The 24436-nt window shown below is 42.9% G+C and carries 23 protein-coding genes and 3 tRNA genes; 16 read left to right on the forward strand and 10 right to left on the reverse strand.

Features of this window, described 5'->3' with window-relative positions; genetic code table 11:
• Positions 1 to 723 precede the first annotated feature (723 nt).
• From KVY11_RS09350 to KVY11_RS09370, 5 genes are all read left to right on the forward strand, one after another.
• Positions 724 to 4206 carry an Rne/Rng family ribonuclease gene (locus tag KVY11_RS09350; RefSeq protein ID WP_218288756.1) on the forward strand — a complete coding sequence of 1161 codons (3483 nt, stop codon included), beginning with the start codon at positions 724 to 726 and terminating at the stop codon, positions 4204 to 4206.
• A 170-nt stretch (positions 4207 to 4376) separates the two neighbouring features.
• A complete protein-coding gene (locus KVY11_RS09355) occupies positions 4377 to 6218 on the forward strand; it encodes a long-chain-acyl-CoA synthetase (protein WP_218288757.1) in 1842 nt (613 codons plus the stop codon).
• Between the two features lie 130 nt (positions 6219 to 6348).
• Positions 6349 to 6424: transfer RNA gene (locus KVY11_RS09360), tRNA-Lys, on the forward strand.
• Positions 6425 to 6443: 19 nt separating this feature from the next.
• Positions 6444 to 6519: transfer RNA gene (locus KVY11_RS09365), tRNA-Lys, on the forward strand.
• 102 nt (positions 6520 to 6621) lie between these two features.
• Positions 6622 to 6697 (forward strand) — tRNA-Lys (locus KVY11_RS09370).
• A 127-nt stretch (positions 6698 to 6824) separates the two neighbouring features.
• Here the strand turns inward: KVY11_RS09370 and KVY11_RS09375 are convergent.
• The gene (locus KVY11_RS09375) at positions 6825 to 7469 is read right to left on the reverse strand and encodes a hypothetical protein (RefSeq protein WP_218288758.1); all 645 of its coding nucleotides are present in this window, start codon (positions 7467 to 7469) and stop codon (positions 6825 to 6827) included.
• Positions 7470 to 7754: 285 nt separating this feature from the next.
• Between KVY11_RS09375 and KVY11_RS09380 the strand changes: the two genes are divergently transcribed.
• Positions 7755 to 8030, forward strand: coding sequence for a PspC domain-containing protein (locus tag KVY11_RS09380; RefSeq protein WP_004692583.1), 276 nt, complete (start codon positions 7755 to 7757; stop codon positions 8028 to 8030).
• A 94-nt stretch (positions 8031 to 8124) separates the two neighbouring features.
• On the opposite strand, the gene KVY11_RS09385 is transcribed toward KVY11_RS09380, so the two are convergent.
• Together KVY11_RS09385 and KVY11_RS09390 are read right to left on the reverse strand one after the other, a co-directional pair.
• Positions 8125 to 9222: an HPP family protein gene (locus KVY11_RS09385; RefSeq protein WP_010325819.1), complete on the reverse strand. Its 1098-nt coding sequence runs from the start codon at positions 9220 to 9222 to the stop codon at positions 8125 to 8127.
• A gap of 110 nt (positions 9223 to 9332) precedes the next feature.
• Entirely contained in the window at positions 9333 to 9746 is a 414-nt protein-coding gene (locus KVY11_RS09390; protein WP_218288759.1) for a lysozyme inhibitor LprI family protein, read from the reverse strand.
• 259 nt (positions 9747 to 10005) lie between these two features.
• On the opposite strand from KVY11_RS09390, the gene glyQ reads away from it, so the two are divergent.
• The 6 genes from glyQ to KVY11_RS09420 all read left to right on the forward strand — a co-directional run bounded on the left by glyQ (position 10006) and on the right by KVY11_RS09420 (position 16526).
• Positions 10006 to 10995, forward strand: coding sequence for a glycine--tRNA ligase subunit alpha (glyQ, locus tag KVY11_RS09395; RefSeq protein ID WP_218288760.1), 990 nt, complete (start codon positions 10006 to 10008; stop codon positions 10993 to 10995).
• Positions 10995 to 13064, forward strand: coding sequence for a glycine--tRNA ligase subunit beta (glyS, locus tag KVY11_RS09400; protein WP_218288761.1), 2070 nt, complete (start codon positions 10995 to 10997; stop codon positions 13062 to 13064). The genes glyQ and glyS overlap by 1 nt, the downstream gene beginning before the upstream one ends.
• Before the next feature lie 411 nt (positions 13065 to 13475).
• The gene (locus tag KVY11_RS09405; protein WP_218288762.1) at positions 13476 to 14312 is read left to right on the forward strand and encodes a hypothetical protein; all 837 of its coding nucleotides are present in this window, start codon (positions 13476 to 13478) and stop codon (positions 14310 to 14312) included.
• A 272-nt stretch (positions 14313 to 14584) separates the two neighbouring features.
• Positions 14585 to 14974 (forward strand): hypothetical protein, encoded by a 390-nt coding sequence (locus tag KVY11_RS09410; RefSeq protein ID WP_004978867.1) that lies wholly within the window; start codon positions 14585 to 14587, stop codon positions 14972 to 14974.
• 299 nt (positions 14975 to 15273) lie between these two features.
• Positions 15274 to 15795, forward strand: coding sequence for a hypothetical protein (locus KVY11_RS09415; RefSeq protein WP_218288763.1), 522 nt, complete (start codon positions 15274 to 15276; stop codon positions 15793 to 15795).
• Positions 15796 to 15962: 167 nt separating this feature from the next.
• Positions 15963 to 16526: a hypothetical protein gene (locus KVY11_RS09420; RefSeq protein WP_218288764.1), complete on the forward strand. Its 564-nt coding sequence runs from the start codon at positions 15963 to 15965 to the stop codon at positions 16524 to 16526.
• A 50-nt stretch (positions 16527 to 16576) separates the two neighbouring features.
• On the opposite strand, the gene KVY11_RS09425 is transcribed toward KVY11_RS09420, so the two are convergent.
• The 3 genes from KVY11_RS09425 to KVY11_RS09435 form a co-directional block, all read right to left on the reverse strand.
• A complete protein-coding gene (locus KVY11_RS09425; RefSeq protein WP_218288765.1) occupies positions 16577 to 17533 on the reverse strand; it encodes a 2-hydroxyacid dehydrogenase in 957 nt (318 codons plus the stop codon).
• Positions 17534 to 17656: 123 nt separating this feature from the next.
• On the reverse strand, positions 17657 to 17851 hold the full coding sequence (locus KVY11_RS09430) for a hypothetical protein (protein WP_218288766.1): 195 nt from the start codon (positions 17849 to 17851) through the stop codon (positions 17657 to 17659).
• A 120-nt stretch (positions 17852 to 17971) separates the two neighbouring features.
• Positions 17972 to 19258, reverse strand: coding sequence for a hypothetical protein (locus tag KVY11_RS09435; protein WP_218288767.1), 1287 nt, complete (start codon positions 19256 to 19258; stop codon positions 17972 to 17974).
• Positions 19259 to 19380: 122 nt separating this feature from the next.
• Here KVY11_RS09435 and KVY11_RS09440 point away from each other — a divergent pair, with 122 nt between their 5' ends.
• Positions 19381 to 20160, forward strand: a complete 780-nt coding sequence (locus tag KVY11_RS09440; protein WP_218288768.1) for a class I SAM-dependent methyltransferase — start codon at positions 19381 to 19383, stop codon at positions 20158 to 20160.
• A 12-nt stretch (positions 20161 to 20172) separates the two neighbouring features.
• A complete protein-coding gene (locus KVY11_RS09445) occupies positions 20173 to 20733 on the forward strand; it encodes a hypothetical protein (protein WP_218288769.1) in 561 nt (186 codons plus the stop codon).
• Positions 20734 to 20791: 58 nt separating this feature from the next.
• Here the strand turns inward: KVY11_RS09445 and KVY11_RS09450 are convergent, their stop codons facing one another.
• Genes KVY11_RS09450 through KVY11_RS09460 form a run of 3 tightly spaced genes read right to left on the reverse strand, consistent with a single transcriptional unit; the run spans position 20792 to position 23135 of the window.
• On the reverse strand, positions 20792 to 21202 hold the full coding sequence (locus KVY11_RS09450; RefSeq protein WP_184117858.1) for a GFA family protein: 411 nt from the start codon (positions 21200 to 21202) through the stop codon (positions 20792 to 20794).
• Between the two features lie 58 nt (positions 21203 to 21260).
• Positions 21261 to 22472 (reverse strand): TIGR03862 family flavoprotein, encoded by a 1212-nt coding sequence (locus KVY11_RS09455; protein WP_218288770.1) that lies wholly within the window; start codon positions 22470 to 22472, stop codon positions 21261 to 21263.
• Positions 22473 to 22475: 3 nt separating this feature from the next.
• The gene (locus KVY11_RS09460) at positions 22476 to 23135 is read right to left on the reverse strand and encodes an rRNA adenine N-6-methyltransferase family protein (protein WP_218288818.1); all 660 of its coding nucleotides are present in this window, start codon (positions 23133 to 23135) and stop codon (positions 22476 to 22478) included.
• 85 nt (positions 23136 to 23220) lie between these two features.
• Here KVY11_RS09460 and KVY11_RS09465 point away from each other — a divergent pair, with 85 nt between their 5' ends.
• Together KVY11_RS09465 and KVY11_RS09470 are read left to right on the forward strand one after the other, a co-directional pair.
• Positions 23221 to 23394: a DNA gyrase inhibitor YacG gene (locus KVY11_RS09465; RefSeq protein ID WP_004692619.1), complete on the forward strand. Its 174-nt coding sequence runs from the start codon at positions 23221 to 23223 to the stop codon at positions 23392 to 23394.
• 164 nt (positions 23395 to 23558) lie between these two features.
• A complete protein-coding gene (locus KVY11_RS09470) occupies positions 23559 to 23738 on the forward strand; it encodes a hypothetical protein (protein ID WP_184117806.1) in 180 nt (59 codons plus the stop codon).
• 52 nt (positions 23739 to 23790) lie between these two features.
• On the opposite strand, the gene KVY11_RS09475 is transcribed toward KVY11_RS09470, so the two are convergent.
• The gene (locus KVY11_RS09475; protein ID WP_004978841.1) at positions 23791 to 24435 is read right to left on the reverse strand and encodes an MBL fold metallo-hydrolase; all 645 of its coding nucleotides are present in this window, start codon (positions 24433 to 24435) and stop codon (positions 23791 to 23793) included.
• Between the last annotated feature and the right edge of the window lies 1 nt (position 24436).

The raw sequence follows: 24436 nt of genomic DNA on the forward strand, positions 1-24436 counted from the left end.
ATAAAAAATGACCATTTAGGCTATGCTTTACACAAGAAAGACTAGCTTAGCCCATAGGCAGATGGTACAAGGTTTGATATAGTCAGCGCACGGATACCACCATAAGTGAGTCAAAAGCTTAATCATTTCAATTTTAAATTGAATAGTTAAGAAAATAACTCAACTCAGCTTGGAACGGTCCCAAAAGAATTATGCCGACGCCGAAGGCTTATTATATCGGCAAAACAGCAAACTGTTAGGTTTAATTGTGCATCTGCACATAAATCAGTTTGCCCCAAAAAAATATGTGACCAACGAAGGTTGGTTTTTAAACGTAAACTGATATACATCAGATTAGTCGCTCCCTGATGTCGTATTCAGGCCACAGCGTTGATGCATATGGATCTGTTCAGTTGTAAAGGTACGATGATAATTCCGTATCAAGACACCCTATCCAAAAAGAAGGGTTGCTCTTCGAGCAAATGTGACAGTGAAAGTTACTTACATCCAATGCACCGCTTGTCCGCCAGTGAAACGCGCAGGAGACTTTAATCGTTTAAAGATTGAAGCCGTATTGCCATCATCAATATGTGAATCAAAACCGCAGCCGATCAAAAAGGCAGGTAATAAAACTCAGACCACAATCGGTTTCTTTGAGATCTGAGCAAAATTGGTCCGTGATGTTTGATGTTCGCTACGTGTTTAGCGATAGTTTGCTGTGTATCACTATTAGGTGTTACACCCATGAAACGTATGTTGATTAATGCAACACATGCAGAAGAGATTCGCGTTGCACTTGTCACTGGGCAGCGTCTTTACGATTTTGACTTAGAGAATCGTACCCGTGAACAAAAAAAATCCAATATCTATAAAGGTCACGTGACTCGCGTTGAGCCTTCTTTGGAAGCCGTCTTTGTTGAATATGGTGCGGGACGTCAAGGCTTCTTGTCTATGCGTGAAATCGCAAATTCATATTACCAAGCAGACCCACGCCAAACTTCAAACATTCGTGAATTGATCACTGAAGGCACAGAGCTTTTGGTTCAAGTTGAAAAAGAAGAGCGTGGTAACAAAGGCGCTGCTCTTTCTACCTTCATTTCTTTAGCTGGTCGCTACTTGGTACTCATGCCAAACAACCCTAAAGGTGGTGGTATTAGCCGTCAAATTTCAGGTTCAGTACGTGAAGAATTGAAAGAAATGTTGGCGTCGTTAAATGTACCTCGTGGCATGAGCGTGATTGTACGTACTGCGGGTATTGGCCGTTCTCAAGAAGAGTTACAACTCGACCTACAGCACTTACTGGATCTTTGGGCGCAAATCCAAAACACAGCAAGTTCTGGTCCATCGCCAATGTTGGTGCATCAAGAAGCAGGCGTGGTGACGCGTGCGATTCGTGATTATTTACGTGATGATGTTGCTGAAATTTTAATTGATTCAGAGCAAGCCTATAACGAAGCCTATAACTTCGTAAAAGCAGTCATGCCTCGTCAAATCGACAAGCTAAAAACTTATACGCTAAATGAACCGTTATTTGCGCATTTTGGTATTGAAAGCCAAATTCAAACGGCTTATGAACGTGAAGTTAAACTTCCTTCAGGCGGTTCAATCGTTATTGACCAAACCGAAGCATTAGTGTCTATCGACATTAACTCTGCAAAATCAACCCGTGGTAGTGACGTTGAAGATACAGCGCTCAATACTAACCTTGAAGCAGCAGAAGAAATTGCACGTCAACTACGTTTACGTGACATTGGTGGTTTGGTCGTGATCGACTTTATCGACATGACCAAAGACCGCAACCAACGTATGGTTGAGGCGAAACTTCGCGAAGCAACACAAAGCGACCGTGCCCGCATCCAATTCGGTCAATTGTCTCGTTTTGGCTTGATGGAAATGAGCCGTCAACGTCTACGTCCTTCACTTGAAGAAGCAACAGGTTATGTCTGTCCGCGCTGTCATGGCACAGGTATGGTGCGTGACTTGCGTTCATTATCGCTTTCAATCATGCGTAAAGTAGAAGAAATTGCGCTGCGTGAACGTCATGGTGAAGTTCAAGTACAGGTTCCAGTTGAAATTGCAGCATTCTTATTGAATGAAAAGCGTCACACATTGGTTTACCTCGAACAAACCTCAGGTGTTCGTGTGACTGTGCTTCCGCACCCACACTTAGAAACCCCACATTACGAAATTTCGTATAACCCTGAAGGCTTTGCACCAACCAGCTATGAACGTACAGAAGCAACACGTTCAAGCGAAAAAGAGTTGGGTTACGAGTCATCAGAATGGCATTTAGATGGTGCAGATCATGTGCATCAACATGCCGCTCCTGCGCCTGTACAACAAGAAAAAGGCAACAAAAAACCTCGTAACAACGCGCCACAACAACAAGTTGCGCAACAAGCCCCTGCTCAGACTGCACCTTCAAGCAGCCCATGTGCATGGTTAGAAAACTTGTTTGTGCAAAAACAAGCTGCGACTGTCGATCAATCACGTTCTGCAAATAATGCTGCTGCGGCCATTGAGCAAATGGTAAATGGCGGTGCAGTGAGCCGTGGTCAGTTTGGTCAAGTTGGCACGCCTGCTGCGGCACCAGTTGCACCAAGCAACAATGTCTACATGAGCGCTGCACCTGTTCATGCAAAATCTGAACACCGTGAAGATAAGCATGTAGAGAAAGAAGAACGCGGCACACGCCACAACAAAAAGCGCCCTAATAAGCACAAAGAGTCACGTGAGCAAAATGCGCAACATGACAACCAAGTTCATGAAGAAATTGTGCAGGTCTCTCGTCAAGATCAACAGCGCCAAGATCGTTATGAACAACGTCCTGAACGCAATGAATCACAACGCCAAGACCGTCATGAACAACGTTCTGAGCGCGGTGAACAACAACGTCAAGACCGTCCAGAGCGCAGTGAACAGCAACGTCAGGAACCGCGTGAAAACAAGCGTTCATCACGTCGCCAACACGGTGAGCAACAGCAAAACACTGATGTTCAAAACGAACAGCAAAATGCAATGCCACGTCGTGACCGCCGTAACCAACCTCGTCCAGAACGCCCAAATCGCCACCGCGACCCAAGTGTACTGAATGAGCAAGTGACTGAAGCAGCGCCAGCTGTGGTTCAAGAACCTCAAGTTAAAGTTGAGTTAATTGAAGCACCGCGTCAAGAAATGATCACAACAGCCCATGTGGTCAATGTCGATCAAGCGCAAAGTGAAATCGTGGCATTAACTCCACCCGTACACACTGCAACCGAAACCAAGCCTCAGCAAGCGGCTGTTGCGAAAGCAGAAGTTGAAGTAAAAGCTGAGAAAGTGGTACAGGAGAAATCAGCTGAAGTTGTAGCAGCACCTACTGAACAACAAGCAGAGCAAAAACCACGTGAAAGCGTAAAACGTGCCAGCAATGACCCACGTCAACGCCGTCGCCAACAACGCGCTGCACATACACAGCAAACTGAAATACCTAAACTCACACCTTCACAGGTGCCAACTTTAGGTCAGTACACCATCAGCAGCTTGATTCGCCATGTCTATGGTGAAGACTGTTCAGTGCTGATTGAGCAGTTTGGTTTAATTCCAACCTTCAACCGTGCCCTTCAGAAATTTACTGAAGAGTATGCAGCAACGTTGAGCAAAACTGTGACAACGCCTACTGTTGAAGCAGAGAAAAAACCGGTCACCCGTGATGTTGAAATCACAAAAGCGCAGCCTGAAGCAGAGCCAGTTCCAGTATTGGACCTGACACCGCCTGCACCTGTATCTGAACAACGTGTTGCAAATGACCCGCGTGAGCGTCGTCGTCTAGCTAAACTTGCTGCTGAACAAGCTAAACAAGCACGCGAAACAGCGCCTGTTGCTGAATCGTCAGCGCCTGAAACAGCGATTGTTGCAGAAACGCCTACTGCTGAAGCTGCGCCTGCTGTAACTCCAGAGGAAAACGAGCCTGCTCTTGTAACAGAAAGCGAAGCGCCTGTTGCCGTTGAAAGCAGTGAAGTGAAAAGCTCGGCAGATGTAGCTGCGGTTGAAGAAGTAGAAGCTGTTGTTGCTCCAGTTCAAGCCAAAGCACCTAGAGCATCAAAGCAAGCTGAAAAAGTAGAAGCGACTGAAACTGTAACGGAAACAGCTGCGGACGAGTCAGATAAATCAGACTCGGACAAGCCAGTTCGCCCACGTCGTCCACGCGGTCGTCCACCGAAAAAAGCGAGCCCGACTGAATCGTAATTCGCCCTAGAGTTATAAATTTTAAAAACCTAGTCATGTCAGTGGCTAGGTTTTTTTGTTATTTTCGTCAGATTAGGTTGATTGCACTAGACCGAAACGATTAAAAGAACAAGTGTAGAAACTGAGCACTATTCAAACGCATTGGATTGCATAAAATAATTAGGATTCATATGAGCCAACACCCATCACATGACCTCATTGGTATTACTGACGTTGCAGCAAAACTTCCTCAATTCATCAGTAAAGTTCCCAACTTACTCAGTGGATTAAAGCAAGCATATTTACGTACCCCAAACACCCCAGCAGGCCTCGGGATTGCTTTTGAAAAAGCAGTGAAGCGCAACCCTCACGGTATGGCCCTGCTTTTTGAAGATCAAAAATTTAGCTACCAAGCCCTCAATGAATGGGCTAACCAAATCGGGCATTATTTTTTATCCATCGGGGCAAAAAAGGGGGATGTCATCACAGTGATGATTGAAAACCGCCCTGAATTGGTTGCAACCGTGATTGCACTTGCCAAAATTGGCGTTACTGCGGCTTTAGTCAATACCTCTCAAATCGGTAAAGTGCTGGCGCATAGTATTAATCTGGTCAAACCCATCGCAGTCATCGTGGGTGAAGAATGTCGTGCCGCAGTTGATGAAATCCGTCATGATTTAAATCTCTCTGCGGATCGTTTCTATTGGTTTGCCGACCAAGAAACCCAAAAAGATGCAGGCCTTGCACCACAAGGTTTTAGTAATCTTGCTGAAAAAATTGATGCCTTTGCCAAGTTCAATACCCCAACCACACACAGTGTGCTGGGTAAAGATGGCTTGTTTTATATTTATACCTCAGGCACAACCGGTTTGCCTAAAGCCGTTATTTTCACGCATAGCCGCTGGACGTTGGCTTATGGAACCTACGGGCATGTGCTGAACCTCGGTAAAGACGATGTAATGTATGTCACCCTGCCGCTGTACCATGCAACAGGCATTGTGGTGTGTTGGTGTGGCGTGATTGCAGGTGCTGGCACCTTGGCATTGCGCCGTAAATACTCCACTTCTGCTTTTTGGAAAGATGTGCAAAAGTTCGATGCCTCTGCCATTGGCTATGTGGGTGAGTTATGTCGCTACCTCATGGATGCATCACCTTCAGCGTTAGAAAAAGGCCACCGTGTCACCAAAATGATCGGCAATGGCATGCGTCCGAATATTTGGGACAAATTCAAACAGCGGTTTGGTATTGAAGAAATTTTAGAGCTTTATGCATCGAGTGAAGGCAATGTCGGCTTTAGCAATGTATTTAACTTTGACAACACTGTCGGCTTTTCACCCACGCCTTATGCCATTATCCAGTTTGATAAAGAAAAAAATGCACCTGTTTATGATACCAAAGGCAGCTGCATCAAGGTCAAAAAAGGCGAAGTTGGTTTATTGATTGGTAAAATTACTCGCCGTTCTCCATTTGATGGCTATACCGACCCTGAAAAAAATAAATCGGTGATTCTTAAAGATGTATTCAAGTCCGGCGATGCTTATTTCAACACAGGGGACTTAGTCCGCGACATTGGTTTCCGTCATGCCCAATTCGTCGACCGCTTAGGCGATACCTTCCGCTGGAAAGGCGAAAATGTGTCCACGACTGAAGTTGAAAATATGGTCAGTGAATATGAAAAAATCACCGAAGCCGTGGTTTATGGTGTTGAAATTCCGAACACCAATGGCCGAGCGGGGATGGCAGCGATTACACTGGCAGATGGCGATGAACTGAATGAGCAGGATTTAGCCCAAATGCTCGTGAGCTTTAAAAAATGTCTGCCTGCCTATGCTGTACCCGTTTTCTTACGCGTACAAAAGCAAGTTGAAACGACGGGAACGTTTAAATACCAAAAGAACAAGCTCAAAGAACAAGCCTTTGACCCGAAAAAAACCGATGAACGTTTGCTGGTCCTGTTACCCAACAGCAGTGCCTATGCAGATTTAACGCAACAAGTCTTTGATAACATTCAAGCCTATCAATATCGCTTCTAAACTCGAATTGCTTGTTTTTTAGCTACCCAATCGCAAATTTGTTGTATTTATAATCAAACATCAACAAGTTTGCGATTTTTTACTTGCGCTCGATGCATATCTTGCTACAATACGCTCCATCAAATGATATGGGTCGTTAGCTCAGCTGGTAGAGCAGCGGACTTTTAATCCGTTGGTCCCGCGTTCGAATCGCGGACGACCCACCATTCCTTTGATACCCTTGATGGGTCGTTAGCTCAGCTGGTAGAGCAGCGGACTTTTAATCCGTTGGTCCCGCGTTCGAATCGCGGACGACCCACCATCTTTCTTGTAAAATCTAATTTTACAAACCTGCTCAGGTTCGAATGCTTTAAAAATTTCTTTTTTAAACTTTCAGCGAATACTTTTTCGCACACCTTGCTCAGGGTCGTTAGCTCAGCTGGTAGAGCAGCGGACTTTTAATCCGTTGGTCCCGCGTTCGAATCGCGGACGACCCACCATTTATTTAAATTTTCTTTAATTGCATTGATATGACATTTATTTAGTGACCCGCTATTTAAGTCATAAAATTCGCACGCTGTTCATTTCTTCAGTCTTATTCTGTTGCTTTACCCAATTCCGTTTTAACTATGACTTAGGCTCACGCTTTAAGGTATACGCACGCTCTAATTTCGGAAAACCTCGTGCATACAATTTTTGGTTAGTGGCATCTAGATTATTACTTTTATCTAAATCCATTTGCAGCGTTTGCGAATCCACCACGCGATAATAAAAATTAATCCCCTCTTTTCGATGGACGATTAGCTCTGTTCGCTCTTTATTCATGGTCCATGTATCACGGCGATAACTTAAGTTTGAAAAGCCAGAGCGTTGTTTTTCTGAAAAGACCTTACCCAAACGCACAATACTGCGATGCACTGTACCATCAGGTAAAAAATTGAGAATAAAATCAGCCCTCCCTGTTTCACAAGGGAAAAAATAACCATCACATTGAATTTGTGTGCGATAACGCCCGATAAACTGTTGTTCACCAATATCAAGCGTACGCGGTGCATACTCCGAATCATCTTGCATGGTTGCCCGTCCAGCCACCTCAGTCAGCTTCTTCCCCGACTCAGGTGAAACAGCAGCGCCCTCTACCGTGCTATTTTCATGTTGTTGTGACGCCTCCGACAGCCCACCATCACAGCCAGCTAACGATACACCGATTAGCCCCACTGCTCCTTGCAGTAATGCACCAATCAAACCCTGATGCTTTCGTTTCAACTTCATTCCACACTCACTTCCTGCACGTGATTAATCTCCATAACCATCACGAATTTTCCATCCTGACCTTTTGTGTTTTCTCGGATTCAAATGACTTACTGACTTTAAGCAGCTGGCTCAACGCCAAATAGAGCACATTTTAATCCTGATCAAAACCCCAGCTTTTATCTCTTTACATAACTTTACTTTTTAATTAGCTCCGTCACCTTTAAAAACTTAATTCCATCTCCATTTTTAAACTAGTAAGTGCAAAAAGCCACTTATTAGATTTTAATTTTTAAGGAGACCTAGATGGCCAATGTTGGTTTATATCGCTCAAACCGCTCAAACATGATTGCTGGTGTGATGGGCGGTATTGCTGAACGTTTTGGTTGGAACGCAAATTTACTTCGTATTGTTTTCATCACCATTTCACTGTTAAGTGCAGCATTCCCCGGAATTTTGGTTTACCTGATTCTTTGGTTGGTGATGCCAAAACAAAAAGACCAAATCGAGCATTCTCCACAGGCCCGATCTGGTTATAGCAATACAATGCGTACCGTTAATCCAGATCATCGCAACCCATAAGCGCACATCTTTCGTCTCAAAAAGTTTCTTTTTATGCTACGACAACTTCCCCCAAAGTGTCGTAGCTTTTTTTTGCCTACGACACTCACATGACTTAACGATGTTGTAACAGACGATACAAGGCTGCAATCATATCGGCACGGCTAATGATACCGACCAAAGCCTTGTTTTCAACCACAGGAATATAGTTAAAAGAACGTTCAACAAAGTATGGGATCAGATCTTGCAGTTCTTGATCTGGCTGTACCGTGACTACCTGACGCTTCATAATATGTTTGACTTGATCTTGCCAAGAAGTACGTAAATCCGTTGCCTTTTGGAACCACTCGACCACTTCATATAAAGCCAAGGTACCGCATACTTGTTCAGCTCGATTTAACACAGGTAAACTCATCAGATTGACCTGTTTAAATTTTTCCACAGCGACTTGAATGTCTTCATCTTCATATAAACACAGAACATCTTTACTCATAATGTCCCGACAACGCAGGTCTATGTGAAAACGAGTATCGGCCTGCGCTTGAGCTTTTAAGATCAGTTTTTGTAAATCATATTCACTGATGTCGAGCAACTGTGTTTCTTGAGCTAAAACTTGATGAATATCTTCAGGTTGAATCGTGACCTTCTGGGTTGGGGTCGGGTCGGTGCTACGTGTATTGACTTGCGCCACGGTTGGGTATTGCTTTCCAAGCAATCGGTTGAACACTATTGCAATCACGAGAAGTAGGATTGAGTTGAGTAGAACAGGATAAAACACAAACTGATACCCTAGCTCGTGTACCGTCTCTCCTCCCAACACTGCCGTAATCGCCACAGCACCACTCGGTGGATGCAAAGAATCTGTCGTCATCATCAAAATAATCGACAAAGCCACAGCAACACTAAATGCTTCAGTTAAGTTGGAAATATAGAGTGCGCAGGTCACCCCAATTACGGCTGCAATGGTATTCCCAATCACAATATTCCATGGCTGAGCCAAAGGACTGGCTGGTACGGCAAAAAGCAACACCGAGGACGCACCCATCGGGGCGATATACCATGCATTGATCCCACCCAAAAGCCACCAACTTATGAGTGAAGACAGTGCTAATCCCAACAATGCACCCAAACCACAGAGCATTCTTTCCTTTAGCGGTAACACTTTAAAATTTGGTTTTAAGGTATTTAACCATTCAAGTTGCATATGAAACACAGCCACCCTTCTACTTTTTCGCACTTAACCGGTGCAAAATTATACGTGGTCTCACCAATAAGATGCATCTATTTTACATCTTATTTTTATGAGTAATTCTACTGAATTCTTTAGTGAACGTATTGCTGTAACTGTACAACCCGTTCAGCATACTGCTGCATAGGACAAAAAGCATACATGGGCGATCCAACATACTGCCCTGCATTCTCACACTCTTGCTCAACATAGGCTTTCCACAAGTGCTGCGACTTTAAAATGGCTTGATAACGTTCTGGCTGTTTATCCTGCTGACTTTGTACACGTATTTGATCGAGTAATGCCACAATTTGCTTTTCGTAGCCCTGTTTGGTTTGATCCGCACAAATTTGTACCACGCTATTGTTAATCCCTGCCAGTTGCTGCTCTTGAATGGTCTGCTCGACACATTGATTATAAACATCCAGCTCGGCCTCTTGCTCCTGTGCGTGAACCGCTCCACTGAACGTAGCCAATGAAATAAGGATCTGAAGATAAAATTTTGGCATGGTGTGCTCTTGGTTTTATTGTGCAGAAATTTAATATAGCAAACTCGGGCAATTTAGCTCAAACCAGAGAATAGATGGTCTATGTAATACACGCAGCTCAATCTTTTTCAACATACAAAAATCGTGCTATCTGACTTCTCTCACGCAACCACCACAGTTGAATTTTTAAATGAATGAATCCTACTGAACCCTTTGCCACTCCCACCTAAAATCCTTATACTTAGAACCAATTTTTTCTTATATTTATAATGGATGCTGCATGAGTCGCGCCATATCGCATATTGATACATTCCAAGGCTTAATTCTTGCCTTACAAAACTACTGGGCTGAACAAGGTTGTGTCATTTTACAACCTTACGATATGGAAATGGGTGCAGGAACATTCCACACTGCAACATTCTTACGCGCACTTGGGCCTGAAACTTGGAACGCAGCATACGTTCAACCCTCACGCCGTCCTAAAGACGGTCGTTATGGCGAAAACCCAAACCGTTTACAACACTATTACCAATTCCAAGTGGTACTGAAACCAAACCCAGACAATATCCAACAACTTTACCTAGACTCATTAAAAGCCATTGGTATTGATACCCTTACTCACGATATTCGTTTCGTAGAAGACAACTGGGAATCTCCAACACTCGGCGCTTGGGGCTTAGGTTGGGAAGTTTGGCTCAACGGTATGGAAGTTACTCAGTTTACCTACTTCCAACAAGTTGGTGGTATTGAATGTTACCCAGTAACAGGTGAAATCACTTACGGTCTTGAACGTTTGGCAATGTACTTACAAGGTGTCGATTCTGTTTACGATCTTGTTTGGACCAAAGGTCAATTTGGTACAGTCACTTATGGTGATGTATTCCATCAAAACGAAGTTGAACAATCAACGTATAACTTCGAATATGCACCAGTCGACAAAATGTTTGAATTATTTGACTTCTATGAAGCTGAAGCATCTCGTTTAATTGAAGCAGAATTACCACTTCCTGCGTATGAACAAGTCATTAAAGCATCTCATTGCTTTAACTTGCTCGATGCACGTGGTGCGATTTCTGTAACTGAGCGTCAACGTTATATTTTACGTGTACGTACTTTGGCTCGTTCAATTGCGCAAAGCTATGTGGCTGCGCGTGCCAAGCTTGGTTTCCCAATGGCAGAACCACATTTACGTGATGAAGTTTTAGCTCAATTGAAAGCTCAGGTTGAAGCAGAAGCGGCTCAAGCAGAAAAATCAGCGGAGAACAAATAATGTCTAAACATACAGTTTTATTTGAACTTGGCTGTGAAGAACTTCCCCCAAAAAGCTTAAAAACTTTACGTGATGCATTGCAAGCTGAAACAGAAAAAGGCTTAAAAGATGCTGGTTTAGCTTTTGATTCTGTCGAAGCCTATGCAGCACCTCGTCGTTTGGCATTGAAAATTATCAATGTAGATGGTGCTCAAGCAGATACTCAAAAACGTTTTGACGGCCCTGCTGTACAAGCTGCTTATGATGCTGAAGGTAAGCCAACCAAAGCACTTGAAGGCTTTATGCGTGGTCAAGGCATTACTGCGGATCAAGTTTCAACTTTCCAAGCCGGTAAAGTTGAAAAAGTTTGCTACCTAAAAGATGTGAAAGGTCAAAGTCTTGACGTTTTACTACCACAAATTTTACAAACTGCTTTAGATAACCTTCCAATTGCAAAACGTATGCGTTCTGCGGCAAGCCGTACCGAATTCGTTCGTCCTGTAAAATGGGTTGTATTATTAAAAGACAATGATGTTGTTGATGCAACCATTCAGGATCATAAAGCAGGTAATGTGACTTATGGTCATCGTTTCCATGCACCTGAAGCGATTACTTTAGCCAATGCAGATGCTTACTTAGATGCACTTCGTGCTGCAAAAGTTGTAGCAAATTTTGAAGAACGCCAAGCGATCATTGACCAACAAGTCAAAGCACTTGCTGATGAAGTGAATGCAATTGCCATCGTTCCTGCTGATTTACGTGATGAAGTAACTGCATTGGTTGAATGGCCAGTTGCGCTTCGTGCCAGCTTTGAAGAACGCTTCCTTGCTGTGCCTCAAGAAGCATTGATCACCACCATGCAAGACAACCAAAAGTATTTCTGTTTGGTAAATGCTGACAATAAACTTCAACCTTACTTCATTACTGTTTCAAATATTGAGTCTAAAGATCCGACTCAAATCATTGAAGGGAATGAGAAAGTTGTACGCCCTCGTTTGTCTGATGCAGAATTCTTCTTCTTACAAGATCAAAAACAACCACTTGCATCTCGTAAAGAAAAATTAGCCAATATGGTTTTCCAAGCACAGTTAGGTACGCTTTGGAATAAATCTGAACGTATTGCTAAATTGGCTGTGGCTTTATCTGCAATCACAGGTGCAAATCCTGCGGATGCTGAAAAAGCGGCACTTCTTGCAAAATGTGATTTAACGTCTGAATTGGTCGGTGAATTCCCTGAACTTCAAGGGATTGCAGGCACTTACTATGCACGTATTGAAGGCGAGAATGATGAAGTTGCTGAAGCTTTAGGTGAGCAATATTTACCTAAATTTGCAGGCGATGTTTTACCGCAAACTAAAACTGGTACTACGATTGCCCTTGCTGACCGTTTAGATACGCTGACTGGTATTTTCGGTATTGGTCAAGCGCCGACAGGTTCGAAAGATCCGTTTGCTTTACGTCGTTCTGCGATTGGTATTTTGCGTTTAGTGACTGAAAACAATCTTGATGTTTCAATTGAAGAACTCATCAAGCTTGCTTTGGCTGCTTATGGCGATGTATTGAAAGACCATGACAAGACTTTGGCAGATGCTGTTGCGTTCCTTGAAGGCCGTTACCGTGCGAAATATGAAGACCAAGGCGTTGCAGTTGATGTGATTCAAGCGGTTCAAGCACTTTCTCCAAAATCACCACTTGATTTTGATAAGCGCGTGACTGCGGTAAATCATTTCCGTAGTTTGCCTGAAGCTGCTGCTTTGGCTGCTGCGAATAAGCGTGTTGCGAACATTTTGGCGAAAGAAGCTGCACCTACAGGTGAGATTGTTGAGTCTAAATTGGTTGAAGATGCTGAAAAAGCACTTTATGCAGAGATTCAAGCTATCCTGCCTGTGGTTCAACCGCTTTTGGCTGCAAAAGACTACACCGCTGCACTTTCTAAGTTAGCTGCGCTGCGTGCGCCAATTGATGCCTTCTTCGATGGTGTCATGGTGATGGCAGATGATGCTGAATTAAAAGCAAACCGTTTACGTTTATTGGCGCAGTTACGTGGCTTGTTTACCAGTGTTGCGGATATTTCAGTGTTGCAGCACTAAGCCTTAATTGGTTATGAATTAAAAAACCTGCTAGAAATAGCGGGTTTTTTTAATACTAAGAATAAATCAGCAGTAATCATAATAAACCTCACCAATTAAAAACTTTTAAGCAAAAGATGCTGATCTCGTAGTGTCTTGGAAGCTAACTGCTTACATTTATTAGTTCAATTGCGGGATTTGTTTTACTGGTGTTGCCGATATTTCAATGTTGCAGCACTAATCTGAATTGTTGAAATAAAAGACTTGCTTTAAGGCCTACTTTTTAATGAGCTTACTTTAAAAATAATTAATAAGAACCATTAACAATAAGTTGCAATGAAACCTCCTTCCTTCTACTATTCAATACTATAACTATTTAAAAAATAGCTAGTTATAAACTTTATACTTTAAAATCCAGCATAGTTAATTTATATGAAATACCACATCTTATTTTCTTTACTCGCAACTACATTCATAATCACAGGGTGTACCACTACAAAATCAATCAAATATCCAGTCCATGGACAGAACACAACCATTTCCGTATCTTCAGAACAAATATCTGCCATGACAGAGTCAGGCGCTGGAGATTATTTTATTAGTGATAGCCAAATCACCGTTGGAGATGCAAGTAAGGCTACGTCTAATCCTGCGGCAAGTGCATTTGGTTTAATTGGTATGGGTATTGCGACAGCAATAGAGAAAAATACAAATGCTTCTGCTATTTCTAAAAGTAGCTTAAAACAAGCAATTAAATTTGATGATTTAACAAATGCTAAAATCAATCAAGCTCAAGCGGAACATACTGTTGATCCTTCTCTCAAAATTCTTGCGATCAACCAAGTCTCAGAAATTAAAGTTGTTCCATATGCACGTATCTCATTTAAAGAAACACCTCTAGTTTCTGTTAATTTTGGTTTGAAAACGGAATTTAAGAATTCAGCAAGCAACCAATCATCGGCAAAACGTTTTTATAGTTATATGAGTAAAACCAGTGTTCCTTTAAGTGAATGGGATAGCAGCAACAATGCACTCTTTAATCAAAAAGCAGATCAGGCTTTCAATGCTTTAGCTAAAGCATTTATTTTAGATGCTCAACATCAATTAAACTTAAGTGTTTTCAGTGAATCGAAACAAAAAACTTGCCAAAATAACAAAGATGGACTGAACTTAAGCTTTGTAGAGGCGCCAGAGGATATCTGTATTGGTGTATTAAAAGATAAGAAAGGCAAAACCTTTGAAGGTCTACTTTTTGTAGTTGAACAATAAGCCTAAAAAGGTTCTTCAAGCATAAGAAGATACTATATTCAGTGTCTTCTTATGCCGAATGCTTATAAGCGCTTTTAATTATGTAATTCATTCATCATTTAATCTATTTCAGAAAACACAAAGAAAAATAGAAGTAACTTTTTCTAATTCTTTAATATCAAAATCGCTCATATTTTAGTAAACAGTAAAATAGTGATGTCATTAAAATTTATAGCCAACCCTATCTCATTTCCCTATACTCAACCTAACAACTCGCAACAAGAACGAACCTTATGAAATTAAAAACTGTACTTTTCGCTACTTTTGCTGCCCTTTCTATTACAGCATGTACATCTCAACCAACGATTCCACAGTTGACAGCGGGTGTATTACAAGAAGTCCAAGACATTGAAGTCTATCCGGACACAACCAATAACAAAGCAAAATTGACCAAATTTGAAGATAAATGTGTCATCGAATTTACCGGTAACCTCAAAGCAGGCAAAGTCGTAGAACAGTGGGCGTTCCGTGACTACACCCTCATCACAGGCGGCTCAGCAACCTTTGCTCTCGATGGCACAAGCACAGCAACCAAATTTGAATTACACGATGCAGAAGTACAAAAAAACTTCCTCGCACTACGTAATCACTTTGCAAAAGAAGCCTTAGCGCAATGTAACTAAGCAAATCGTCATCACTGGTGCAATATCAGTGATGACTTTCTCTCAAATGCCTTTCGCTTCGTGTCCTTTACTTCAATACCAGTCTCCATATTCTTTACATTTAAAACAGCGACTACGCATAAACTTACATAATTTTAATGAATTAACTGAACAACACAATTTTCAGTCCATTGTTCATGCGCTGTTGCCGCATTGTGCGACTTTCATATCAAACGCTATTTTTGAGCTCATTTCTGTCTATGATGACTGCTGTTCTGAACTCCTCATCGGGTTCTGTCATAAGAGGTAGAAAATCAAAGATGAAAGTTTTAACAAAGACACTCACCGCTTCGGCTTTAACCACTGCACTTTTAGCTTCCACTTCCCTATTTGCAAATACCACAGCCAATACATCGGCCAATGTTCAAGTTCAAACCTCGCAGCCAAGCGTATTGCAAAACTTAAAACATGATGTCAAACATGCCGCGCATGCGACAGGTGAAACGGTTGAGCATGGTGTCGACAAAACCAAAGCATTCAGCAAAGAAAAATGGCAAGACACCAAAGAATTTTCAGCTGAAAAATCTGCTGTCGTAAAAGATAAGGCTGGTGACGTTAAACACTCTGTTGAGCGTAACACTAAAAAAAGTGGTCACTATATAGCGGATAAAGCGAAACAAGGCCAACAAGCGACCAAACAAAAATGGCAGGAAACTAAGCAGGCTGTCAGTGGTCAACCTAAACGTGCTGACGTAAATGGGCAAGCCCAAGTGGAACTAGATACACCTGTTGCTAAAGCCAAAGTCGGTTCATCGACCGATGCTGCTGTTGGCGCGAAGTAGAAAGTTAAACTCCTCCAGAGTTGAAAGAGTCCACATGCTGGGCTCTTTTTTAGCTATATACGTTTGCACACTACGCTTGTTTACAACCAAGCACATGAAATTCACACAAAGAGGCTTTATGCTAAAACGCTGATTTATGCACGATAGCCCAAGAGGTACACTGCTCTATGAACATGATGAAAACAACACTCTTCTGCGCTCTTTTAATGACAACAGCAGGTGTATGGGCACAAACAGAAACCACCACTCAGCAAGCACAAAAGCCAATTACACCTTATGGTAAAAACCCCAATATCTTTCATGTCTGGGCTTATAAAACTCAAGAAGGTGTGATTAACACGGCGGAAAAAGTCGGGACAGCAACAGAAAAAGGCATCCAAAAAATTCGCCCTTCTGCACACCAAGCCTTAGACAGTGCAAAAACCATCACCAACAACACCGCAGAACAAGCCAAAGAAACAGGACAGCAAGTTACCCAAAATGTGAATAAAAAGCTGCATGAAACCAAGCAAGTGATTACTGGTCAAACGGATCAACCCGCCCCCATTTACCAAGGTAGTTTAAGTCAACCGTCATCAGCACCCGTAGATGCTCCTGCGGTTCAAACACCGTCAGCCTCATATCCACAGCCTGTCACCCCCCAAACAGTGAATGAACCCACGATTACCCAAGCACCATCTTCCTTTACACCTGCTCAAGCAGAAGAAGAAATCAAAGTGACTAAGCTTTAATAGCAAAAAAGCCCATCAGTCGATGGGCTTTTTCGTTGTCATCATTTGCTTTAATTCACCCGACGGATTGGTTGCCCTGCTTGAAAAGCTTGAGCATTTTCGACCAACTGCTGTACCATGCGTTGACGTGCTTCAACACTGCCCCACGCACTGTGTGGTGTGATAATTAAATTCGGCAAACGAGCATCCAATAAAACATTACCCTCTTTAGGTGGTTCAACGGTCAATACATCAGTTGCTGCACCCGCAATTTCACCCTGTTTTAACGCGTCTGCCAAAGCTGCTTCATTGACAATTCCACCCCGTGCACAATTAATTAAAAAGGCACTTTTTTTCATTTTTGCAAAAGCTTGAGCATCAATCAGGTCACGTGTGTCATCGGTTAATGGACAATGCAGACTGATAAAATCCGATTGCGCCAGCAAGTCGTCAAAGCCCACTCGTGTTGAGTCAGCATATGGACGGTTTGGCAAATTGCCCACTAAAACCCGCATGCCAAATGCTTCAGCGAGTTTAGCCACCGCCTGCCCTAACTCCCCATAGCCTAAAATGCCCAAGGTCTTACCTGAAAGTTCAATAATTGGGTAGTCCAATAGACAAAACTGAGAAGCTCTATTCCATTCGCCCTGCTGCACCGCGCGGTCGTATTGCAAGCATGAGGTTGCAAGGTTAAGCATCAACATCAAAGTGTGCTGTGCCACCGCTGCCGTGCCATAACCCTGACAATTACACACCACAACACCTTGCGCTTTGGCTTGCTGCAAATCGATGTTATTGGTGCCAGTGGCAGAGATTAAAATCAACTTTAACTGAGAGCATTGTTTTAGGGTATCGGCATCCACCATTACTTTGTTGCTAATAATCACATCTGCATCTTGTACACGGGCGACAAGTGTCTCAGCATCGGTACTTGGGTAAAGGATCAGTTCATCAAAAACAGCATGCAGTGCTTGAAAGTCCAAATCATTTTGATCTAAGGATGCATAATCTAAAAATACGGCTTTCATTGCTCACGTCCAGTTGTTCTGCATAATGATAGAGCGCTTATTTAAACTAACTCAGCCCCTTTTTTCAATGTAAACACTGTCTTCACCACTTAAAAATAGCCGCAACACACAGAAAAAAGCCCGCTATTTAACGGGCTTATTACGATGAATACGAATAGAAATACTGATCTGTTTAATCACATAAAACGTCAGGATCAGTAAGAGAATGAGACCACCACCGAATGTCAGATAGGCTGGGTCTAAATTTTGTGCCAGTACGCTTTGTGATGTTGAAATAAACAGTAATGTTATAAATACAGCCGACCAATGTCTTTGCATTGCTTCCACCCTATTTGATCTTTATCCGTATTGTTTAAAAGATAAACAATACTTTCATATTAAAGCAAATAGGACGGAAAACAAGCGCTTGGCCTTAGACCAAATCCCTATATGAATAAATCACATGAACACATCTGATTCAGCATCGCTTGACACCAAAAACTGCGCTGTTTCTGGAATATCCTCGACCAAATCAAAGCCACCATATTCATCACAGCTAAAGTTAAACTGCTTATAACTAATCAGATAATAATCACTATATTTTTTCATTAACAATGGATGCATTCCAGCGCTCAACTCGGCTTGTTCATGCACCAACTTCATGATCTGTCTGTCATTCATGACGATGGTATAGCGCATGTCATTATAGTAAATGTGTACCAGTCCATTACCCTTGGCAAAGATCGGCAACAGAAACTTATGATTCAGCGCAATGGCATCTGGTGCATAGCTTTCAATCTTTTGACTGATCATATTGAACACCAAACCATGTCCAAAACTATCCATCAACTGACAGCTATTTTCTTGCGGCAAGTTGACCTGAATGCCCAGTTTCAGCAGATCCGTCTGGCTCACTTGTCGATTGCTGAGTAACTCGCGAATAATGCTTTGTTTTAGCTTGGCATCAAAAAATTGACCATCTAACTCAAGCTCATTATTTTTCAGAATTCGTCCCAAAGAAAAGCGATGACGCGGCAACAAGTTTTCGATCACTTTACGGTAGTAAAACTTGCTGTTCTTTTTCACTTCACGAATTTTTTTATAAAAATACGGCGCATCAAACTCATGACGTAGAAAGTCATGTAGCAAATCAGAACTGGCTAAAACCGCAATCGCATCATGCCCTGTAAAAGGCAAGTTCAACGTTCTCAGATTCGGCACGACCGTTTGTAATTTTTCATAATGCGCACGGTCTTCAGGGCAGTAAGGGTCATAAATAACAATGTATTCACACTCTGCCGAGACATCCTTGGCTTGAACCTGCATGTCATGGTTCAGCTCAGGCTGATAGAACATGTTATAGCGGTTATCCGTCACCTGTTCAGGGTCAATCGAATACTGCGGCACCAAGGCCACTACGCGCTTAAAACCAAGCAGTTTAGAGTATTTAATCGCAGCATAACCACCCATTGACCCTGCATAGGCAATACGGGTTTGAAAGGGTGCAATCCACGCGCGAATTGCCTCTAACATCGCTAACATCGAAGACTCTGGAAACCATGACTTTTGTTTTGGCATAATGCCAACCACATTAAAGCCAAACTTCGCTAGCGACTTTTCTGCATTGATCGACGTTCCCTTGGCACGGGTAATCAGATCGCCAAAAGAGAAAATAAGTTCGTCCGATGAACCCTGTAAAAAAATGACACGAATCTGTTCGTCTTCAAAAATAATTTGTTTCGCCATGTCCATGCTGAGAGATTTCATTCCTATAAAGTGAGGTCATGTTCGTTCCATACAGCATAAGCGATTTCATCGAACCAAATGTGTTATTTTATAGATGCAGAGCAGATAAAAAAGCGCAAAATATGACACAATTACTCCATCCTGCGGCACAACACGGGTTTAGTGCAGCTGCTGAACTTTATCAACAAGTGCGTCCAAGTTATCCACAAGAGATCCATGCCTGGCTCACCGAGCAACTGCATTTAAACGTAAATTCACGTGTGATTGATCTTGCCTCGGGTACAGGAAAGTTTCTGCCTTATCTGATTCCACATAGTGGACAGCTCACTGCCATCGAACCTGTTACCGAAATGTTAGCTCAGCTCAAACTGGCTTACCCACAGGTGGAAACATTACAAGCCTTTAGTGACCATATTCCCCTACCATCGCAAAGTATCGATGCAGTTTTATGCGCGCAGGCCTTCCACTGGTTTGCGAACATGGACAGTTTAAAAGAAATCCATCGTGTCCTAAAACCGCAAGGGCATTTGGGTTTGGTCTGGAACCAACGCGACACTCAAGTCGACTGGGTCAATGCACTCGCAGAACGACTCGCTCCTTTAGAAGGAGAGACTCCACGTTATCATAGTGGATTGTGGCAAAAAGTCTTTGAACATCAACCCTTATTTCAACTCAAAAGCCTGCATCAGTTTGCACAGCAGCAAACAGGTACAGTAGAACAAGTCGTCTCAAAACGTCTCCTTTCGACCAGCTTTATTGCCGCAATGCCACTCGAACAACAGCTGGATTTAAAACATCAGTTTGAACAAATTGTGCAGCAGTTCACGGGCAAACAGCCACAAGACGAAATCAGTTTTCCTTACATCACCTATGCCTATCACTTTCAAAAAATAGCAGAATAATAGGACACCGATATGAACCCACATACTCTTTCATTGAAACAGGTTCTACTGCCGCTTCTTTTAGGTGGCAGCTTAATCCTGACAGGCTGTAACAAAGCCAATGAACGTGCTGAGCAAGATACCCTTTCGAACGATGATAAAATTCTGCAAGAACTCAGCTCTGAACCTGTCAAAAGTTTTGCAAAAACAGCCAATGATCCACAGGATATTGCGCTCTTGGTCGACTATGACCAGCGCTTTAGTAGCATGAGTGATGAAATGGAAGATGAACTCATGAAAATGCGTGAGGCAGGCACGCTCACGGATGAATTTGCAAAAACACGTCAACAAGACAACATTCAGTCTGCACTGAATATGCTGAAGGCACTGGATTTAAAAACAGAGCAAGGGCGCTACATTCAAACTTTGATGTACCAATATTGGGATAACCAAGCCAAAATCATCCAAGATAAAGCCGCAGCACCACATGACAACGTGAAAGGCCTCGGTGAGCTCATTCATGCTCAAGAGCAGCTTGAACACTGGCAGTCGCAGTATCCTAAAGCTCAAGATACGATGTCGACAGGCTACTAACTCAATCGCAGACAAAGAAAAGGGATCCGATGATCCCTTTTACTTATATCTATTCTAATTATGGGCGTTCAGCATATTGTGGTAATGCATCACAAATGTTGTCCCACTCGGCTTGAGATGCCACAAAAATATGCTGCGTCGGCTTTTGCTGTAACGGGGTATCTAAAGTGCCGATCCGCAAACGGTAAAACTCAGGGGTGTCAGCTTTAATACTGATCAAAGGTGAACCACAGTTGCCACAGAAACAACGCTCTGTGCCTGCACTCGATGCATATTTTTTTACAACGTCCTGACCAGAGGTCAGTTTAAAATCCGCCTTAGCAATCGGTGCATTGGTTGCATATGCCGTTCCATTGGCCTTGCGACATTTTTGACAATGGCATTGAATAATATCGCCAATCGGCCCATCAATTTGATAAGTCACTGCACCGCATAGGCAGCTGCCCACATACTGCTGAAGATCCGACATCATGATGCTCCTTGAATTTTTTATTCAAATTAGCACAGCTGATTTTCAGTTGCATCGCTTATGGCGAATTTTTTGCCACATTCAAATACTGCATCACGCCCTCACCTGCGGCACGTCCGGTTGCAAAACATGCAGTGAGCAAGTAGCCCCCTGTGGGTGCATCCCAGTCCAACATTTCCCCACATAAAAAAACGGCAGGATTGGATTTTAATTGTAGCTGCGAGCTTAGGCCTTCACGGCGCACACCGCCAGCACAACTAATGGCTTCTTCAATCGGACGAAAACCAGTTAAAGGAATCTGTAATTGCTTGATCTGCTGAGCCAGTTGCTCAGGGTGATTCCAGTGTTCTTTTGCAACCAACTCTCGCACTAAACTGGCCTTAGCTGCATCTAAACCCGCTTTACGCCAAACATTACTTAAAGACTGCTTTTTTGTGGGTTTCAGACGCACAGCCAATTCTTGAACCGTGACATCTGGCAGTAAATCAAGCGTTAACACTAAAGGCTGGAGCTTTTTTTGCTGCGCACGCAGCGCTCGACCTTGCTTATAGACCAAACCACTTTCTAGTCCATAATGGGTGATGACGATATCGCCCATACTTTTTTCCGCATCGCCCACCCATGCTGCGATACGTTTCAGTGGCTGCCCAAAGACGGGTTGCATATAGGTAGACCATTCATGTTCTACCCCAGCATTGCTGGCTTGAAAAGGCTCAATTTCATCGGCCTCCAACCAGTTCTGCCATGCGCCATCACTACCAAGCTGAGACCATGACACTGCTCCGCAAGCCAAGACGATCGCATCATAGTTCTGGCTGTGCACTTGATCACTAAGCAAAGACTTGATTTCAAGTGTATGTTCTTTGAGGCTGAGGCATTGATGACGATAGTAAAACTTGACGCCTGACTCAACCAAGCGTTTCAACCATGCACGTAATAAAGGCGCGGCTTTCATTTCAATCGGGAAAATACGCCCAGACGTTCCGACATAGGACTCAATGCCTAAACCTTTCATCCATGCCTGAATCCAGTTGGCATCCCACTCACGAATCCAAGGTGCCAACCATTCTGCTTGATCATAACGACCTATAAACTGCTCCACAGGTTCTGCATGAGAGATATTCAGTCCTGTTTTACCCGCCATCAGGAACTTACGTGCAGCAGATGGTTTTTGCTCGAACACATCGACCTGAACATCATATTGGCTCAACACTTCTGCCGCCATCAAACCGGCTGGGCCCGCCCCAATAATTGCAATACGCTTTGGCATGATTTATTCAGCTTGATCCAAAGATTGCGCCTGCGGGTTCTGACCTTGCAAGGCCTGAAAAGCGTCAAAACGCGTGCGATAACCTTCAGGTTTGGTGATGATCAACTGTTGGCAGAGCTCGCCTCGTTCTAAATATTTAATTTCAAAATGCGTGCGTGCTGAGCTATCCGCGATGCGCTCTTTTACAAACGGTAACTTCCACACCTCAATCAACTGTTGCTGTGCTTCTTCGATATATTCAGGAATATTGCTGGCTAACGTAATTTGTCCGCCCACTTGTAAACGTGAAATCAGAAACTCAAAAAACGGCATATTCAACCAGCGCTGTGCAGGATTATGCGGTTCAGGGTTGGGATAAAGAATAAAGAACTGTTCAACCTGCTGCGGTTGCAAAGCATGTACCACCCACGGTAAAGCATCGGCATGTACCAGCTGTAAATTCTGCTGACCTTCTAAGACATGTTGTTTCTGCATCGCCACAAACTTTTCACGGGTACGTTCAACCGCAATCAGCTTTTTCTCAGGATGATTGGCCGTAAACAATAAAGCATGTTTACCCTTGCCCGCCCCAATTTCCACACACAGTGGATCAGGACTGATCATTTGAAAATCACGAGGCGCATGCATACGCTGGGCTTGAAATTGACGAATCGGCATAATCAGATCAAACTAAGAAAAAACCGCATCAGTCTAACAACTGCCAACGTTTTTGCCTATTTCAATCCGAAAATTTTATCTGGAGTCGATCATGCCACACACTTTCCCTTGTCCCCGTTGTGGAGAAATGAGTCAATGGGAAGACAACGCCTTTCGTCCTTTTTGTTCTGAACGCTGCAAACTGATCGACTTAGGTGCATGGGCCAATGATGAATATCGCCTCCCAACGCAAGATGCACCGCAAGCAGAAAACTCAGAAGAATAAAATGTTTAATTTCATGATATTTTTCATATTTTAAGAGAAATTGTTCATTATTTAATATCTTAATATTCGCTTAAAAGGATCATTCGTCGACTATACTCCCCAAAAATTGGTACATGCTCACAGCATGATCAAGTCACAAAAATAACATCCTAAAGGGGGATAAGATGAACATCCTGAGTAAGACTATTGTTTTAATTGGCGTTTTACTTGCGATCTGTCTATTCAGTTTTGGCATCTATATGCAAGATCTGTTGATCCTCTCGGTTGGACTATTAGTGGCCTTATTCTCCATCGTGTTGGCTCTCGAAACCCAACACATTTTGAATAATCCATTTCGCAAATAAAAAAGTCAGCAGCTGCTGACTTTTTTTATTTTTTAATGAGACCTCAAAGCATTTAGCCTGCTTTTCCTGCCACAAAAGGGTTATGTTGTTTTTCAAAACCAATGGTACTGATTGGACCATGTCCTGAAATGAACTGCGTCTCATCGGGTAAGCTAAAGCATTCACGCTGAATAGAGTCAATCAGCTGCTGATGATTGCCACGCGGGAAGTCGGTACGACCAATGGAGCCTTTAAACAACACGTCGCCGGTCCAAAGCAGACCATAGTTTTTGTTATAAAACATCACATGACCCGGGGTATGTCCAGGGGCAAAACGTACTTCAAACGCTTCATTTCCCAGTTTAAGGACTTCACCACCTTCTAGCCATGTCGTGACATCTACCTTTTCAGGAATAGGAAAACCATAACGCTGCGAGACTTCTTGAATCATATCCAACCAAAAGGCATCTTCTTTATGCGGGCCAATCACAGGGACATCCCACAGTTTTTTTAATGCCCCAACTGCTCCAGCATGATCTAAATGCCCGTGCGTCAACCACAGCGCTTTTACTGTCAAGCCCAATGCTTCGATTTCTGCTTTAAGCTTCTCAGGCTCTCCACCTGCATCAATTAAAATTGCTTCTTTACTGTCACTGTCCCAAACAATGGAACAGTTCTGCTGAAATGCCGTTACAGGCACAATTTTAACTTGCAACATA

The organism is Acinetobacter sp. CWB-G5, from assembly GCF_019209785.1.
GTDB classification, from domain to species: domain Bacteria; phylum Pseudomonadota; class Gammaproteobacteria; order Pseudomonadales; family Moraxellaceae; genus Acinetobacter; species Acinetobacter johnsonii.